At 45.6% G+C, this 17,592-nt stretch carries 14 protein-coding genes; 9 read left to right on the forward strand and 5 right to left on the reverse strand.

The annotated features are described in order from the left end of the window. Position 1: 1 nt before the first annotated feature. The 3 genes from GSF04_RS14910 to GSF04_RS14920 all read right to left on the reverse strand — a co-directional run bounded on the left by GSF04_RS14910 (position 2) and on the right by GSF04_RS14920 (position 4,032). Positions 2-1,159: an acyl-CoA dehydrogenase family protein gene (locus tag GSF04_RS14910; RefSeq protein WP_010604935.1), complete on the reverse strand. Its 1,158-nt coding sequence runs from the start codon at positions 1,157-1,159 to the stop codon at positions 2-4. Between the two features lie 107 nt (positions 1,160-1,266). After that, the gene (locus GSF04_RS14915; protein WP_010378628.1) at positions 1,267-2,757 is read right to left on the reverse strand and encodes a CoA-acylating methylmalonate-semialdehyde dehydrogenase; all 1,491 of its coding nucleotides are present in this window, start codon (positions 2,755-2,757) and stop codon (positions 1,267-1,269) included. Positions 2,758-2,853: 96 nt separating this feature from the next. After that, the gene (locus GSF04_RS14920) at positions 2,854-4,032 is read right to left on the reverse strand and encodes an acetyl-CoA C-acyltransferase (RefSeq protein WP_211857681.1); all 1,179 of its coding nucleotides are present in this window, start codon (positions 4,030-4,032) and stop codon (positions 2,854-2,856) included. A 315-nt stretch (positions 4,033-4,347) separates the two neighbouring features. Here GSF04_RS14920 and GSF04_RS14925 point away from each other — a divergent pair, with 315 nt between their 5' ends. From GSF04_RS14925 to GSF04_RS14965, 9 genes are all read left to right on the forward strand, one after another. Continuing rightward, on the forward strand, positions 4,348-4,740 hold the full coding sequence (locus GSF04_RS14925; protein ID WP_099643874.1) for a MerR family DNA-binding transcriptional regulator: 393 nt from the start codon (positions 4,348-4,350) through the stop codon (positions 4,738-4,740). Between the two features lie 24 nt (positions 4,741-4,764). Then, positions 4,765-5,940 (forward strand): isovaleryl-CoA dehydrogenase, encoded by a 1,176-nt coding sequence (locus GSF04_RS14930; RefSeq protein WP_010378622.1) that lies wholly within the window; start codon positions 4,765-4,767, stop codon positions 5,938-5,940. A 9-nt stretch (positions 5,941-5,949) separates the two neighbouring features. Continuing rightward, complete coding sequence (locus GSF04_RS14935; protein ID WP_211857683.1) at positions 5,950-7,557, forward strand: carboxyl transferase domain-containing protein; 1,608 nt, start codon at positions 5,950-5,952, stop codon at positions 7,555-7,557. A gap of 9 nt (positions 7,558-7,566) precedes the next feature. Beyond that, the gene (locus GSF04_RS14940; protein WP_211857685.1) at positions 7,567-8,349 is read left to right on the forward strand and encodes an enoyl-CoA hydratase-related protein; all 783 of its coding nucleotides are present in this window, start codon (positions 7,567-7,569) and stop codon (positions 8,347-8,349) included. 8 nt (positions 8,350-8,357) lie between these two features. Beyond that, on the forward strand, positions 8,358-10,301 hold the full coding sequence (locus tag GSF04_RS14945) for an acetyl/propionyl/methylcrotonyl-CoA carboxylase subunit alpha (RefSeq protein WP_211857687.1): 1,944 nt from the start codon (positions 8,358-8,360) through the stop codon (positions 10,299-10,301). Further along, the gene (locus GSF04_RS14950) at positions 10,301-11,209 is read left to right on the forward strand and encodes a hydroxymethylglutaryl-CoA lyase (protein WP_130126478.1); all 909 of its coding nucleotides are present in this window, start codon (positions 10,301-10,303) and stop codon (positions 11,207-11,209) included. Before GSF04_RS14945 ends, GSF04_RS14950 begins: the two co-directional genes overlap by 1 nt. A 27-nt stretch (positions 11,210-11,236) precedes the next feature. After that, the gene (locus GSF04_RS14955; RefSeq protein ID WP_211857689.1) at positions 11,237-11,935 is read left to right on the forward strand and encodes a CoA transferase subunit A; all 699 of its coding nucleotides are present in this window, start codon (positions 11,237-11,239) and stop codon (positions 11,933-11,935) included. A gap of 9 nt (positions 11,936-11,944) precedes the next feature. Next, positions 11,945-12,610, forward strand: coding sequence for a CoA transferase subunit B (locus GSF04_RS14960; protein WP_010604942.1), 666 nt, complete (start codon positions 11,945-11,947; stop codon positions 12,608-12,610). A gap of 697 nt (positions 12,611-13,307) precedes the next feature. Continuing rightward, the gene (locus GSF04_RS14965) at positions 13,308-14,882 is read left to right on the forward strand and encodes a BCCT family transporter (protein WP_211857691.1); all 1,575 of its coding nucleotides are present in this window, start codon (positions 13,308-13,310) and stop codon (positions 14,880-14,882) included. Between the two features lie 61 nt (positions 14,883-14,943). On the opposite strand, the gene GSF04_RS14970 is transcribed toward GSF04_RS14965, so the two are convergent. Next, positions 14,944-15,630 (reverse strand): 3'-5' exonuclease, encoded by a 687-nt coding sequence (locus GSF04_RS14970; protein ID WP_102057868.1) that lies wholly within the window; start codon positions 15,628-15,630, stop codon positions 14,944-14,946. Between the two features lie 24 nt (positions 15,631-15,654). Next, positions 15,655-17,550: a DUF294 nucleotidyltransferase-like domain-containing protein gene (locus GSF04_RS14975; RefSeq protein WP_039497644.1), complete on the reverse strand. Its 1,896-nt coding sequence runs from the start codon at positions 17,548-17,550 to the stop codon at positions 15,655-15,657. Positions 17,551-17,592 lie beyond the last annotated feature (42 nt).

Consider the following 17,592-nt stretch of genomic DNA (forward strand, 5'->3'; position numbering starts at 1 on the left):
CTTATAGGACGCTTGCCGCGCCTTCAGCTAAGATCCGACGTGCAATAATTACACGCATGATTTCGTTTGTACCTTCAAGGATCTGATGAACACGTACGTCACGTAAATGACGTTCAAGTGGATATTCTTTGATATACCCGTAACCACCATGAATTTGCAGTGCATCATCACACACCTTAGTGCCTACATCAGTGGCAAAACGCTTCGCCATTGCACAATAAGTGGTCTTTTCTGGGTCGTTGCTATCCAGTTTAAATGCCGCAAGTCGAACCATTTGGCGCGCAGCCACAAGTTCTGTATTCATATCTGCAATTTTAAATTGCAGTGCTTGGAACGCTGCTAACGGTTTACCAAACTGAGAACGCTCTTGCATATACTGCTTGGCGGTATTGAGCGCCTGCTGGGCTGTACCAATCGAGCAAGTTGCAATGTTAATACGACCACCATCAAGGCCTTGCATCGCAAATTTGAAGCCTTCGCCTTCTTGGCCTAGTAGGTTGGCAGCTGGGATACGGACATTTTCAAGCGTGATAAGGCGCGTAGGTTGAGCGTTCCAACCCATTTTTTCTTCTGCTTTGCCATAAATAACGCCATCAGCATCGGCAGGTACAACAAAGGCCGAAATACCTTTTGGACCAGCCTCACCGGTTCTTGCCATTACCACCAATACGTCGGTTTCACCTGCACCTGAGATAAACATCTTAGAGCCAGACAAAACGTACTCGTCGCCTTCTTTTATTGCTTTTGTTTTCAGCGATGCGGCATCAGAGCCAGAACCAGGCTCTGTTAGACAGTAAGAAGCCAGAAGCTCACCTGTTACTAACTGATCCATATATTTCGCTTTGGTTTCTTCCGTTGCAAAGCTCGCTATCATCCACGTTGCCATGTTATGAATAGTCAACATGGCGGTGGTTGCTGTACAACCCATAGAAAGTTGTTCAAAAATAATACTTGAGTCAAGGCGAGATAAACCCAGACCACCTGCCTCTTCTGGCGTATATAGACCGCAAAAACCAAGCTCACCTGCTTTTTGAATTACGTCTTTTGGAAAAATGTGCTCTTGATCCCATTTTGCAGCATGTGGAGCAAGCTCGCTCATTGCAAATTGGTGCGCCATATCGGCAAATGCTTGTTGATCTTCGTTTAGGTTAAAGTCCACGCTAGACCTCTCTTGCTGTTCTGACACCCTGAATGTGTGTCGGTAATTCTTATCGTTTTGGTAAAAAATAGCGTGCTCCCCCTGCAGAGCACGCTATGCAATATGAGTTATCTAAGGTTGATACTCATATTTGGACCACTGACAGCCTCATCGTCAAACCAACGTGAGGTAATTGTTTTGGTTTCTGTATAGAAACGCACGCCTTGCTTACCATAGGTGTGTTGGTCGCCGTAGAATGAATTCTTCCAACCGGTAAATGAAAAGAACGGCAATGGCACAGGAATAGGAATATTAATGCCTACCTGACCCACTTCGATTTCACGCTGGAACTTACGTGCTGCGCCACCGCTTGCAGTGAATAATGAGGTACCGTTACCGTATGGGTTGTTATTAATAAGCGTAATTGCTTCATCTAAACTATCGACAAAGACACAGCAAAGGACTGGGCCAAAGATTTCTTCTTTGTAGATATCCATTTCAGTTGTGACATTTGAAAACAGGGTTGGACCTACCCAATTACCATTTTCATAACCCTCAACTGTAAAATCAGAACCGTCTAGCAAACACGTTGCGCCTTGCTGCTTACCACTGTCGATCAGCGACAGAATGCGCGCTTTAGCCTGCGGCGTCGTTTGCGGACCATAAGCGGCTTCAGGATCATCCCAAACGCCAGGACGAACCTTCGCCATTGCGTCTTTTAGTTCCTCTACCCACTGTTGTGATTGCCCAACAAACACAGCAACTGAGATCCCCATACAACGCTGACCACCCGCACCGACCGAAGAGCCAACTAGGTTATTGATCACTTGTTCTTTTTTCGCATCGGGCATAATAACCATGTGGTTTTTCGCACCAACACACGCTTGAACGCGTTTGAGATTTTGCGTACCTTTGCTGTAAATGTACTGACCAACACCACAAGAACCTACGAAAGAAATCGCGCGAATTTCCGGCGCTTCAAGGATTTGGTCAACCTGATCCTTACTACCGTGTACTACCTGTAGTACGCCTTTTGGCGCACCAGCTTCTTCAAACAATTCAACCAAGCGCATTGGCGTTAGTGGATCTTGCTCTGATGGCTTAAGTACAAAGGTGTTACCGCATACAATTGCCATTGGGAACATCCACAGCGGGATCATCGCTGGGAAGTTAAATGGCGTAATACCCGCACAAACGCCTAGCGGTTGGGTATATGAATAGGTGTCGATATTTCGGGCAACGTTTTCTACCGTCTCGCCCATCATCATTGAAGGGGCATTACATGCTTGCTCAACCACTTCAATACCACGCCATACATCACCTTTCGCATCTTCAAAAGTTTTGCCTAATTCATGGCAAATGATGGTTGCGATTTCTTCTTGATGCTCTTTAAGAAGCGCTGCATAACGCATCATAATTCGCGCACGCTCAGTTACCGGAACATTACGCCACGTTTTAAATGCTTCTTGAGCTGAATGAATTGCAGCTTGTACTTCTTCGTTAGTAGCACAAGGTACTTTTGCTAATACTTCTTGATTAGCCGGATTAACAACGTCTAACCATTTGTCAGACTGAGACTGTGAAAATTCACCGTTGATGTATAAAGGTACTTGGTGCATGAAGCACTCCTCCCCATAAAACGAGTTTATGCGCTGCGTGAATGATTAGAATTATGGAAAACGCAGCGCCCCTTGAACGAAATAAATTGCAGTAACTTACACTTCTACCGCGAGCGCTACAGCTTCACCACCACCGATACATAGTGACGCTACGCCTTTTGATAAGCCGCGGTTTTTTAGTGCATGGATAAGTGTAACTAAGATGCGTGCACCGCTTGCACCGATTGGGTGACCTAGTGCACAAGCACCACCGTTGACGTTGACTTTGTTGCTATCTAACTGCATTTCGTTGATAGCCAACATAGTCACCATGGCAAACGCTTCGTTGATTTCCCAAAGGTCAACGTCTGCTGTCGACCAACCTGCTTTTTCAAGCAGCTTATTCATCGCACCGACTGGTGCCACGGTAAATTCAGCGGGAGCTTGTGAATGAGTTGCATGGGCAACAATCTTACAAAGAGGTGTCAAACCGTGCTTTTTCGCTTCTGATTCACTCATTAAAATCAGCGCTGCTGCACCGTCAGAAATAGACGAGGAGTTGGCAGCAGTGATAGTGCCGTCTTTTTTAAATGCTGGACGAAGTGATGGAATTTTGTCTGGACGCGCGTTACCTGGTTGCTCGTCAGTATTAACCTCAACATCCCCCTTACGCGTACTCATCACATGAGGGGCAATTTCATTGCCAAAGCTGCCATTTTCGATTGCGGCGTTTGCTTTACTTAGTGAGCCAAGTGCAAATTCATCCATGTGCTCGCGGGTAATGCCATATTCATCAGCGGTAGCTTGTGCGAAACAACCCATCGCTTTATTGTCATAAGCATCTTCTAAGCCATCAGCCATCATATGGTCTTTGATTTCGCCATGACCCATGCGCATTCCGCCACGGGCTTTTGGAATAAAGTAAGGTGAGTTAGTCATGCTTTCCATGCCGCCAGCGATAGCAGAATTAATGCTACCTGAGCGGATGAGATCATGCGCGAACATCGCCGCTTTTAGACCCGAGCCGCACACCTTGTTAATTGTCGTCGCTCCCGTCGAGCGTGCTAACCCTGCATTTAGCATCGCTTGACGCGCTGGCGCTTGACCAAGGCCTGCTGGTAAGACACAGCCCATGATAACTTCGTCTATACTCGCGTCACTAAGACCTGTTTCATTCATTACTGCTTTAATTGCAGTCGCACCTAAGTCTGTCGCGGTTGCGTCAGATAGGCTTCCCATAAAGCCACCCATTGGTGTACGCTTAGCAGCGACGATGACAACAGCTTCGTTACTCATTGCAAAACTCCTGTTTACAAGCCAATCTCGGGCTTGTTAAAAATTAACTCTGTATTCGAGCATACATAATATTTACGTTTACGCCAACGTAAATCTAAAATCAAGCCAAACGAGATCAGTGAAAGTGTAAAGCTAACTTGCACAAATTTGTTTCCAAGGCTTATTTTCTCTGGCTGTAATGAAGATTTGATGACAATTCGAACGGACAGATTATTCCTTTTATAAGACTAAAGAAGGATCTGCTATTCTTACTTTACCTTTACGTAAACTTCACTTATATTGGTCTAATCAGTGACGTTGTAAGTGTAAATAAAAATGCAAGAAATTAATGAACCTACCTATTCAATCAGCGAGTTAGCTAAAGAATTTGATATTACTACTCGCAGTATTCGTTTTTACGAAGACCAAGGACTCCTTTCTCCTAAGCGCCAAGGACAAACGCGTATTTACTCAAAACGTGACAAAGTTCGATTAAAACTGATCCTTCGCGGAAAACGTCTTGGTTTTACACTTGCTGAAACTGGCCGACTATTTGAGCTTTACGACGCCGACAAATCGAGCGAAAAGCAACTTAAAACCATGTTGCAACTCATTGAAGAGAAAAAAGCCGACTTAAGCCAACAGATGGACGACATTAAAGTTGTCTTAATGGAACTGGTGACGGCTGAGCGCCGTTGTCGCGACACCCTACACGAGCTCGAAAAATAAACTCTCACAACAGGATGAATACCGATGAGCACAGTATCTTTATATAAAGAATTAAACTTTGGACTAGGCGAAACAGCAGACATGATCCGTGATCATGTCAATAGCTTTGCGACCAGTGAAATTGCCCCACTTGCTGAAAAAACAGATCAAGAAAATGCATTTCCAAACGAAATGTGGCCAAAGTTTGGCGAAATGGGCCTACTTGGGATCACCGTCGCTGAAGAATTTGGCGGCTCAAACATGGGTTATCTTGAACACGTTATCGCAATGGAAGAGATAAGCCGTGCGAGTGCATCAATTGGCTTAAGCTACGGCGCACACTCAAACCTATGTGTAAACCAAATTAACCGTAACGGTAACCAAGCCCAAAAAGAAAAGTATCTACCAAAACTTATCAGCGGTGAACACATCGGTGCACTAGCAATGAGTGAGCCCAATGCTGGCTCTGACGTGGTTTCAATGAAACTGCGTGCTGAAAAGCAAGGTGACAAGTTCATCCTAAACGGTAATAAAATGTGGATCACCAATGGTCCAGATGCCGACGTTTTTGTGATTTACGCAAAAACGGATACCAATGCAGGCCCTCGCGGGATCACGGCCTTTATCGTCGAAAAAAGCTTCCCTGGTTTTTCAACGGCACAAAAGTTAGACAAACTTGGAATGCGTGGTTCAAACACCTGTGAGCTGGTATTCGAAAACTGCGAAGTACCTGCAGAAAACATCCTTGGCGAATACAACGAAGGCGTTAAGGTACTCATGAGTGGCCTAGACTACGAGCGTGTGGTATTGGCAGGCGGTCCGCTTGGTATTATGCAGGCTTGTATGGATGTGGTAGTACCTTATATTCACGAGCGTAAACAATTTAACCAATCCATCGGTGAATTCCAGCTGGTGCAGGGCAAAGTTGCTGACATGTACACGCAAATGAACGCCGCACGCTCATACGTTTATACCGTGGCGAAAGCCTGTGACCGTGGCGAAACCACACGTAAAGATGCTGCTGGTGCAATTTTGTATGCCGCAGAACTTGCAACCAAACTTGCACTTGATGCCATTCAGCTACTAGGCGGAAACGGTTATATCAATGAATATCCTACAGGTCGACTACTTCGCGATGCCAAGCTATATGAAATTGGCGCTGGTACGTCTGAGATCCGCCGTATGCTTATCGGACGTGAGCTATTCAACGAAAGTCGCTAGGAGTGCTACATGACGGTACTAAATTCTGCGGTTAATCCGCATGATCCCCAATTCAAGGCAAACAGCGATGCGATGGCATCGCTAGTTGCTGATCTTAAAGATAAAGTCGCCACACTGAGCCAAGGCGGTGGTGAAGCGCTTATTGCCCGTCATCAAAGTCGCGGTAAATTATTTGTCCGTGACCGAATTGAAACCTTGCTTGACGAGGGCTCGCCGTTTTTAGAGATTGGCCAATTCGCCGCGTTTGGCGTTTACGAGCAAGATATTCCTTGTGCTGGTGTGGTCGCCGGGATCGGACGCGTTAAAGGCGTTGAATGCATGATTGTGGCAAATGATGCGACGGTAAAAGGGGGAACCTATTTCCCTATTACCGTAAAAAAGCACCTACGAGCGCAAGAAATCGCTGAGCGCTGCCACCTTCCTTGTATTTATTTAGTGGATTCTGGCGGTGCGAACCTGCCAGAGCAAGATGAAGTATTCCCAGATAAATTGCATTTTGGTCGGATTTTCTACAACCAAGCCCGTATGTCTGCAAAAGGGATCCCACAAATAGCTGTAGTCATGGGGTTATGTACCGCTGGCGGCGCGTATGTACCAGCGATGGCCGATGAAAGTATTATCGTCAAAGAACAAGGCACCATTTTCTTGGCAGGGCCACCACTTGTTAAAGCGGCCACGGGTGAAGAAGTGAGTGCAGAAGACTTAGGCGGCGCAGATGTTCACTGTAAAGTTTCAGGTGTGGCCGATCACTATGCAGAAAATGACGAGCATGCGCTTTCTATCGCAAGGCAGTGCGTATCACGCCTTAATCATCAGCGCCCTACTCGCCCACTCCTTCAAGATGCCAAACCACCACGTTATGACATCAGTGAGGTGTATGGCATTGTCGGTACGGATCTGAAAAAACCGTTTGATGTACGCGAAGTCATTGCCCGTATCGTGGACGATTCTCAGTTTGATGAATTTAAACGCTACTTCGGCGAAACACTCGTGACTGGTTTTGCTGAAATTTATGGTCACCCTGTAGGGATCGTAGCAAACAACGGTATTCTCTTTTCCGAATCCGCGCAAAAAGGCGCACACTTTATTCAACTCTGTGCACAGCGCAATATTCCGCTGCTGTTTTTGCAGAATATTACTGGATTTATGGTTGGTCAAAAATACGAAGCGGAAGGTATCGCCAAGCACGGTGCAAAAATGGTAACAGCCGTTTCCTGTGCTGATGTGCCCAAGTTTACTGTTTTGATTGGTGGCTCATATGGTGCTGGTAACTATGGCATGTGTGGTAGAGCGTACGAGCCAACCATGATGTGGATGTGGCCAAACGCACGGATCTCCGTAATGGGTGGTGAGCAAGCTGCGGGCGTATTAACGCAGGTTAAACAAGATGGTCTAGCGCGTAAAGGCCTTAGCATGAGCGATGCCGAAGTGAGCGAATTTAAAAAGCCAATTATCGAGCAGTACGAAAAGCAAGGCCACCCATATTATGCCAGCGCAAGGCTTTGGGACGATGGCGTTATCGACCCTGCGGATACGCGCACAGTACTTGGTCTTGCCTTAGAGGCTGCGAGCAATGCGCCGCAAAAAGAGTCTAAATTTGGCGTCTTCAGAATGTAAGGAGCACTTATGCCTGTCACTTTAAATATAACAAAAAGCAAAGTGGCGATTTTAGAGCTAAGTCGCCCAGAAAAACATAATGCCTTCAATGCGGAGGTGATTGCCGAACTCATTAAGAATATCGAATATGCCAGCGGCCTCGATGTCAGAGCGCTGGTATTAAAAACCGAAGGTAAACACTTTTCAGCTGGGGCTGATCTGGCGTGGATGAAATCCATGGCAGACAACGACTATGACGAAAACGTCGCTGATTCTTTAGAACTTGCTAAATTAATGCAAGTGCTGGCCACTTGCCCTCATCCAACGCTATGTTTGGTGCAAGGAGCTGCGTTTGGCGGTGCACTCGGATTAATCGCCTGTTGTGATATCGCCATTGCAGAGCACAACTCTAAATTCTGTTTAAGCGAAGTCAAGCTTGGTCTTATTCCGGCTGTAATTAGTCCTTATGTCATTAAAGCCATTGGGGAGCGCCAAGCGCGACGCTATTTTTTAACAGCCGAAGTCTTCGATGGTGAAAAGGCGCTAGAAATGGGTTTAATTCACGAATTGAGCAATGATTTAGCAAAAAGCGAAGCGGATTTTCTCGATACCTTACTTAACAATGGCCCTGCTGCTGTGAAAAGCGCCAAAGCACTGATCAACGAAGTTGCTGGTAAAGAGATAAATGAAGCGTTGATCGCCCATACCGCAAAGCGTATCGCTGAAATTAGAGTAAGTGACGAAGGCCAAGAAGGTCTTAGCGCCTTTTTCGATAAACGAGCACCACGCTGGCAAACCGCCGCAAGCGAATAGGAGTCAACATGCTAACTAAAATTCTAGTCGCGAACCGTGGTGAAATTGCCTGCCGCGTGATGCGCACCGCAAAGAAATTGGGCCTAACCACAGTGGCAGTTTATTCTGATGCAGATGCCAATGCGATGCATGTGAAAACAGCTGACGAAGCCTATCATATCGGTCCGGCACCAAGTAAAGAGTCTTATTTGGTTGCGGACCGAATTCTTGAAGTCGCCAAAGCGGCGGGCGTCGATTGCATCCACCCTGGTTATGGTTTTTTGTCTGAAAATGAAGTATTCGCCAAAGCATGTGAAGCGGCAAACATTGCGTTTATTGGTCCGCTGGCAAGCTCTATTGAAGCGATGGGTTCTAAGACCCGTGCCAAGGAAATCATGCATGACGCTAATGTGCCCTTAGTCCCGGGGTATTATGGCGACAAACAAGAAGATGATTTCTTGCAAGCAGAAGCAGAAAAAATCGGCTTTCCGGTACTTATCAAAGCCGCTTACGGCGGTGGTGGTAAAGGGATGCGCGTGGTACGAGAAAGCAGCGAGTTTTTGTCGGCACTACATGGTGCTAAACGTGAAGCTGCAGCGAGTTTTGGCAATGACTTAGTACTGCTTGAGCGTTTTGTTGATAAGCCTCGTCACGTTGAAGTACAAGTTTTTGCCGATAGTCACGGTAACTGTGTTTACCTAGGTGATAGAGACTGTTCACTACAGCGTCGTCACCAAAAGGTGATTGAAGAAGCGCCCGCGCCAGGTTTGAGTGATGCGATGCGCAAAGCTATGGGTGAAGCGGCAGTACGCTGTGCGCAAGCGATTAACTATCGCGGCGCAGGTACAGTAGAGTTCTTATTATGTGGCGATGAGTTCTTCTTTATGGAGATGAATACTCGCCTGCAAGTAGAGCACCCAGTGACAGAAATGGTAACTGATCTCGATTTAGTCGAGTGGCAACTGATGGTTGCTGCGGGTGAACAGCTACCGCTGACCCAGGAGCAGGTTTCGTTATCTGGTCATAGCTTTGAAGCGCGTATTTACGCAGAAGACCCTGAAGAAAACTTCATGCCGTTTTCAGGTGTACTTTCACACCTTAGCTTTCCAGAAGCCAAAGATGGCGTAAGAATTGACACTGGCGTGCAGCAAGGCGATGAGATCAGCCCATTTTACGATCCTATGATCGCCAAGCTTATTGTTCATGGCAAAAATCGTGAACAAGCGTTACTAAAGCTAAAATCGAGTTTAGAGCAAGTACATCTGTGTGGTTTAAAATCCAATATTGCATTTTTACATCACTTAGCAGGCCACCCTACTTTCACAGCTGGTGCGCCTGATACCCACTTTATTGACACGCAAACTGAGGTATTAACTCAATCGAATACGCCGCTGGATAAAATGGTGTTATTAGCAAGTGCGGCCTATCTTAGCCACCAACAACCATGTAAAAACACGGTGTGGGGAAACTTAGGCTTTAGGCTTAACCAAACCGCGAAAGTGGATTTACCATTTGCAGATCATGTCGCCTGCGCCTATCAATCTCAAGGTGGTTGGAAGGTTTCGTTTAACGAGCAAATCCACCAAGTTGAATGTGAATTAAATGGACACCAGTTGACAGTGGTGATTGATGGTGCACGGGTACATGCCAGTGCCATTGTGACCGAAGCCGCGATCACCATTATGTATGGCCCGTATCAACATACCGTTGAACTCAAGTCAAAGCATTACATTAGCGATCATGAGCACGAAGCCGCACCGCTGGCAGCGCCATTGAACGGCACCGTGGTTAAGCATTTGTTAACCGTCGGTACTCAAGTCAATAAAGGCGATGCCGTGGTGATAATCGAAGCCATGAAGATGGAATATACGCTCAATGCACCATTTGATGGCACGCTAACTTCATACTGCTTTGCAGAAGGCGAGTTGGTCAGTCATGGCGATATGCTGGCGATTGTTGAGGAGCAAGACTAATGTCTCAGTATCCGGCTAACGTCAAAATTGTAGAAGTCGGCGCACGTGACGGCTTACAAAATGAGGTCAGTGTTGCCACAGAAGCTAAAATCGCGCTGGTTAACGCATTAAAAGACGCTGGTCTCAAGCACATAGAAGCAGGCGCGTTTGTGTCGCCCAAATGGGTGCCACAAATGGCCGATTCTGCTGCGGTGATCCAAGGCTTTGAGCGTAGTGAAGGCGTTGAAATAAGCGCCCTAACGCCAAACCTTAAAGGCGCAGAGCTTGCACTAGAAAATCAGGTCGACGAATTTGCCATTTTTACTGCCGCCAGTGAGGCATTTACGCAAAAAAACATCAACTGCACGATTGAACAAAGTATTGAACGCTTTCGTCCCGTTGTTGAACTTGCACAAAAAAACAACATAAAAGTAAGAGGTTATGTTAGCTGCGTGGTCGGTTGCCCATATCAAGGTGAAGTACAACCAGAGCAAGTTTTAGCGGTATGTAAACAATTGTTGTCACTTGGTTGTTATGAAATCAGCCTAGGCGACACCATAGGTGTTGGTACGCCTAAAAAAGTCCAGCAGCTGCTCACCTTGTTACTGCAACATATCCCTGCTGACAAGCTTGCGGTGCATTTCCATGATACCTACGGACAAGCATTAACGAATATTCACACGGCCCTGCAAATGGGGATCGCAACTGTTGATAGCGCCGTTGCAGGTCTCGGTGGTTGCCCTTACGCCAAAGGCGCGTCAGGAAATGTTGCCACTGAGGATGTAGTTTACTTGCTGCAAGGACTTGGCATTGAGTGTGGAATTGATTTAGAAAGGCTAGCAAAAGCAGGATGGACAATTTGTGATGCGCTAGGTAAGACACCAAGCAGTAAAGTGTCGTTAGCACTCAAACAAACTTGTCAATCTTAAAACAATAACATTATTAGGAGTGGGCTTATGGCCGGTTTCGATAAAGTCGTATCAAGCTACAGCGATGCGATGGCGGGTCTTAAAGACGGCGATACCATCATCGCAGGTGGCTTTGGTTTGTGTGGTATTCCAGAAGGCTTAATTGCAGAAATTAAGCGCCTGCAAACAAAAGAGCTTACCGTGGTTTCAAACAACTGTGGGGTCGACGACTTTGGTTTAGGTATTTTGCTTAAAGATCGTCAAATTAAGAAGATCATTGCCTCTTATGTTGGTGAAAATGCGCTGTTTGAACAGCAACTACTCGATGGCATTATTGACGTTGAATTAACACCACAAGGTACGCTTGCAGAGAAGATGCGCGCTGGTGGCGCTGGGATCCCAGCTTTTTACACGGCAACAGGGTACGGTACTCCCATTGCTGAAGGTAAAGAAGTAAAAGAATTTGATGGCCGACCATATATTTTGGAAGAATCAATTACCGGTGAGTTTGCTATTGTTAAGGCTTGGAAAGCAGATCGCTATGGCAACTTGGTGTTCCGCCACACAGCAATGAACTTTAACCCAATGGCAGCGACAGCCGGAAAAATCACCGTCGCGGAAGTTGAAGAAATCGTAGAACCGGGTGAACTTGAGCCGAGTCAAATCCACACCCCAGGTATTTATGTCAATCGCGTGATCAAAGGTGACTTTGAAAAACGTATTGAACGTGTCACAACGCGCAAATAGGAGGCAATCATGGGTTTAAATCGTGAACAAATTGCGATGCGCGTGGCGCAAGAGCTTGAAGACGGTTACTACGTTAACTTAGGCATAGGTATTCCAACCTTAGTGGCTAACTACGTACCACAAGGCATTGAAGTGATGCTGCAATCGGAAAATGGCTTGTTGGGTATGGGTCCCTACCCAACTGAAGACCAAGTTGATGCCGATATGATCAACGCGGGTAAAGAAACCGTGACAGCAGCGACAGGTGCAGCAATTTTTAATAGTGCGGAAAGCTTTGCCATGATCCGTGGTGGTCATGTAGACTTGACGGTACTAGGTGCTTTTGAAGTTGATCAACAAGGCAATATCGCGTCTTGGATGATCCCGAAAAAATTAATCAAAGGCATGGGTGGTGCAATGGACTTAGTTGCTGGTGCACGCAACATCATAGTGACCATGACCCATGCTAGCAAACACGGCGATTCTAAATTGCTTGAATCATGCACATTGCCACTGACCGGCGTAAATTGTGTAAAGAAAATCGTAACAGATTTAGCTGTGTTAGAAGTAAAAGACGGCGCATTCCATTTGCTAGAACGCGCACCGGGTGTTAGTGTTGATGAAATAATCAGCAAAACTGCAGGCAAGCTTATCGTCGACGGTGAGATCCCCGAAATGCAGTTTGAGGCGTCGTAAGACACACCCTAACTTACAAATGTACCGACCTCATTCCCAGTGCCAAAGGCGCTGAGTTACCCAAAACCCCTCGCAAGAGGGGTTTTTTTTCACATGCCATCAAAGAAAAACTCCTTAGTCTACATCACTCTTCATGTCTAGTTGATGAATGTGATGATTTTTAAATAAAAAATTCAGTAGCCATTTACTTTTCAATCTCACCCCCTAAACTAGTAGAGATAGTTTTGGTTGGCATTGAATATTCACCTGCCAGTACAACTTAAAACTAAAAAGTTGCTGCTTTGAAGCATCGACTGAATATCAAGTTGACACAATATATTGATACCATAGCTTAGTAGCATAACGGTTCGGTTGGTTTATCTTAATTACAAGTATTGAGGCAGTATACTGTCGCTGTAACTAACATAAACCCATCATATATTTAGATAGTCATTCGGCTGATGTGATTGAAACGCACAAATCGAATGAATACGCTAAATAATCTAAACTAGACTGAGTAATTTTTGTGGCTTATGGCTAGCATATTGTATGGCTGATAAAGTCATTCTAAGCCGCTAATGATTAGCATTAATAGCCAGATTACATTTTGCTTTGTTGCATAGTTAGTTTATGTCGAATTGTTATCACCCATTGTCTAGCGATTAATTCAGTATATCAGCTTGGTGTCGTATCACGATGAGAACAACAAGAGGATATCATGGGCAATCACCACGATAAGTACAGCATCGATAATACAGACTACACCGTTGGACAAGACAATGTTCAAAAGTGGGGGTTTGACGTACATAACCCTGTATTTGGTGTAAGTGCTGGATTAATACTGGCGTTTTTAGTCGCCGTATTATTAGTTGATGCAAACACAGCTAAAACCACTTTAGACGGCATAAAGTGGGATATCATAGGTAACTTTGATGCCCTATTTATGTGGTCTGGTAATTTCTTTGTGCTATTTTGTTTGGTGCTCGTTTTATCGCCTTACGGTAAAATTCGTTTAGGTGGTGAAAACGCCAAACCAAGCTATACTCGGGCGTCATGGCTAGCAATGCTATTTGCAGCAGGTATGGGTATTGGTCTGATGTTTTGGGGTGTAGCGGAGCCTGTCGCCTACTACACTGGCTGGTATAAAACACCGTTAAATGTTGCTGCAAACACACCTGAAGCGGCTGAACTTGCTATGGGTGCGACCATGTACCATTGGGGTTTGCATCCTTGGGCTATTTACGCCGTTGTCGCGCTTTCTTTAGCATTCTTTGCCTACAATAAAGGCTTACCACTGTCGATCCGCTCAATCTTTTATCCTATTTTAGGAGACAGAGCTTGGGGTTGGCCGGGCCATATCATCGATATTCTCGCCGTTCTTGCTACCTTGTTTGGCCTTGCGACATCACTCGGTCTGGGCGCACAGCAAGCCGGTGCTGGGATCCAACATGTATTTGGTATAGAAGCAGGTCTCGGTCTAGAAATTGCAGTGATTGTGGGCGTTACTGCCCTTGCGATTATTTCGGTTGTTCGCGGTATTGATGGCGGTGTAAAGCTACTTAGTAACGTTAATATGTTAATTGCATTTGTGTTATTAGTATTCGTTGGTATCGCAGGTTTTGCGATTGCCATGGGTAACATTCCGACGACTTTAATGGCCTACCTTGAAAATATCGTTCCACTGAGTAATCCGCATGGCCGTGAAGATGAAGCATGGTTCCAAGGTTGGACCGTATTTTACTGGGCATGGTGGATTTCTTGGTCACCGTTTGTCGGTATGTTTATCGCACGCGTTTCTGAGGGTCGCACCATACGCGAGTTTATTACCGCAGTATTATTAATCCCGACATTGGTAACCGTGATCTGGATGTCAATCTATGGTGGCCTTGCTATCGATCAGGTAAAAAATGGCATTGGCGCTCTAGGTACTGATGGCTTGACTGAAGTGCCACTGGCGATGTTCCAAATGTTTGAAAACCTACCTATGAGCGATTTACTCTCGTTCACGGCGATTGTACTTGTACTGGTTTTCTTTATTACCTCGTCGGATTCTGGTTCTTTGGTTATCGATAGTATTACCGCTGGTGGTAAAATAGACGCTCCAGTACCACAACGTATATTCTGGGCGAGTATTGAGGGTGCAATTGCGGCAGCACTACTGTGGATCGGCGGTAAAGAAGCAATTGAAGCACTGCAAGCTGGTGCTATTTCAACAGGTTTACCGTTTACTTTTGTACTACTACTGATGTGTGTAAGTTTGATCCTCGGACTTAGAACTGAGCCTAAAAGCTAACGGTCGTTAATCTCATTACTGGCGGAGCTTGCTGTATGCTCCGCCTTTTTGTTATTTGGGTTTAGCTCCACCAGCGTTTCACCATGTCTGATGGGTCTAAACAATATTGAGCTTGAGCTTGGAATAGCTCCGCCGTTGCTAACGCATCGGACAAGGCATGATGTGGCTGATAATAAGGAAGCCCATAGCGCTTTCTGCAGTCAGCTAAGCGTACCGAAGGAATAGGTTTACGTTTGAGCTTATCAAGCCAGCTTCTAGCGTTGTTTATCGCTGACTTTTCAATTTCCATCGTATCGATCACTGGAAACTCAATACCCTCACCCAATCTCGCTTTTAGCGCAGAATCGAAAAATGACTTTTCGACAAACTGATAGTGCACCACAATGACTTTACCATGTAGTGAAGCAAACACTTCCTCAAGAATATCCTGCAGATCTGGCGCGCTTTCAACTTGTGAGTGTGTGATCCGGTGCAGTACCACAGACTCTTCAGCCAGCGGACTGGTTGGCTTCACTAACCAATGCTTCGCTTGAGCCAAGCGGATCCGTCGTAAGTCAAATGGCACGACGCCAACGCTCACAATATCATCGGTGTTTGGGTCGAGCCCTGTAGTTTCAAAATCAAGGGCAACAAACTCACACTGACTCAATTGCTGGTAAGGATCTACCACGCCTTGCTGGTAAAATGCTTGAATTCTCGGGTCTTTCGACGTTTCTACCAAATGCTGAAAGCGATTTGGCCATGACATAATCTCGCCTTGCATATTACACCACTACTTCATCATGGATTTGTTTTGATAGCGAAACTTTAAAAAGCTCTGTGCTTTGTCTAACACGCCAAAAGCTTCTTTAAGATTACGCTGTTCAAAATCAGAGAGTGTTTCAGGCGGCAAGCTGTTATCAGGCTTTTCGCCCTGCTCAATTTGCCATGCTTGATGACGAATACGCATGATGGCGATGTATTCAAGCGCAGCTTGCAGATCTAACACTTTGCCCTTTGGCAGTATATTTGCCTCATCAATATCTTCTAATCGTTCAAAGGAGTTTTGTTTTTTAGAGCCAACACCAAGGGCATGCACTCGAACCAAGTCTGAAAGCGGTGCTGTGCCACGGCGTTTAATGTTCATCGAACGCCTGTGCTCACCATCTTGCTCAAGGACAAAACCATTAAAAAAGCCCAAAGGCGGTGTTCTTCTTAGCGCATTATGTGCCATCGCAGCCAAAAATTTAGGGGTGCTTTTGGCCTTTTTACTGATAAAAGCAGTGAGTTTCTCAGCCCATTTTGTTTCACCCCATACGCCTTCCAGATCAAAGAAAATCGAACTATTAAGTAAAGCCTCAGGACTGGGGTTTTCTATCCAGTCTTCAAATTGTGCTAACCATTGACTGTAAGTTAGACGCCAAGCTGGGTTGCTTGCCATGATCCCACCATCGCAATATTTATAGCCGCAATTGGCTAGACCATCACACACAAACTTCGCCAACTTTTCGAAGTAAGCGCCATGCTCAGCGGGTTGATAACTGTCATCCAAGATCAGTGCATTATCCTGATCGGTCACAATTAATTGTTCGTCCCGAGCCATTGAACCAAGGGCAATAAAGCAGTATGGGATTGGTGGCGGACCTAATTTTGCTTCCGCGAGTTCGAGTAACTTGTGTTTAAACGTTTTGCCTATAATCGACATCGCAGAACCAATCATGTGTGAATTGGCGTCTTCATTCACCATCCGAGTAAAAATTGCAGGAAGTTGTTTGGCGTAACTACTCAAGTCTTCAACACTCTGCTGGTCCATTAGCCCTCTAACAAACAACAGGCTGCTTTGAGACTCATAGCGCAAAATATCGGATAGCGCGACTACTCCTATCGGTTTACGCTTATGAACAACGGGCAAATGATGCACATTGTCTCTTAGCATCAGCATCATGGCTTCGAAGACATAGGCATTGGAGTCAACAATAATAAGATCGGTCGACATAATCTCAGAGACCGGAGTTTGATAATTCAGCCCCTCAGCGACTACTTTTGTGCGAAGATCTCTGTCACTGATAAGGCCAACCACCTGACCATCATCTTCATCTGGATCTTCGACAACTGGTTTCTCGGGATCGTAGATAAGTAGTGATGATACATGCTCTTTTGCCATCACTTGAGCTGCCTGCTGTACCGTGGCGTTGCGTTCAACGTATACCACATCGCGTAGCAATAGTTTACGCACTTTGGCCGTGGTCAAATCGTTGCTGTCGGCTTGCTCAGAAACCGTGATTTTTAGTCTAGCATTATCGTCTGCTTCAAAATAATCAGCAAACGCTTCGTAAACGTCGCAATACTCATCAAAAATGCCTACAGGAATACAGTACACCAGCGTATCTTCAAGGCTTTGAGCGCCAAAACGAACTTTGCGATTCATCAATAAACCACGCTGGCCAAAGATCCCACCTGTGGAAATACGATTGTATAACTCACCTGAGCGCCGATAGAGCTCGACAGCACCAGATCGGATCACATACAAGTAAGTGATCTGCTCTCCATATTCCAAAATGCCGCTGCCCGCTCGGTAGTAACCTACTTCAACTTGGCTTGCGAGTTTATGTAGTGCCTCTTGAGGCAAATCCGAAAACGGCGGGTAAGCTACTAAAAAATTGGCAATTTCCTGATGTTCAACTTCCATGGTTTGCCTTGATATAAAAAGGAATTTAACCCTATTGTGGGC

The organism is Pseudoalteromonas sp. A22 (assembly GCF_018141345.1).
Taxonomy (GTDB): Bacteria; Pseudomonadota; Gammaproteobacteria; order Enterobacterales; family Alteromonadaceae; genus Pseudoalteromonas; species Pseudoalteromonas maricaloris.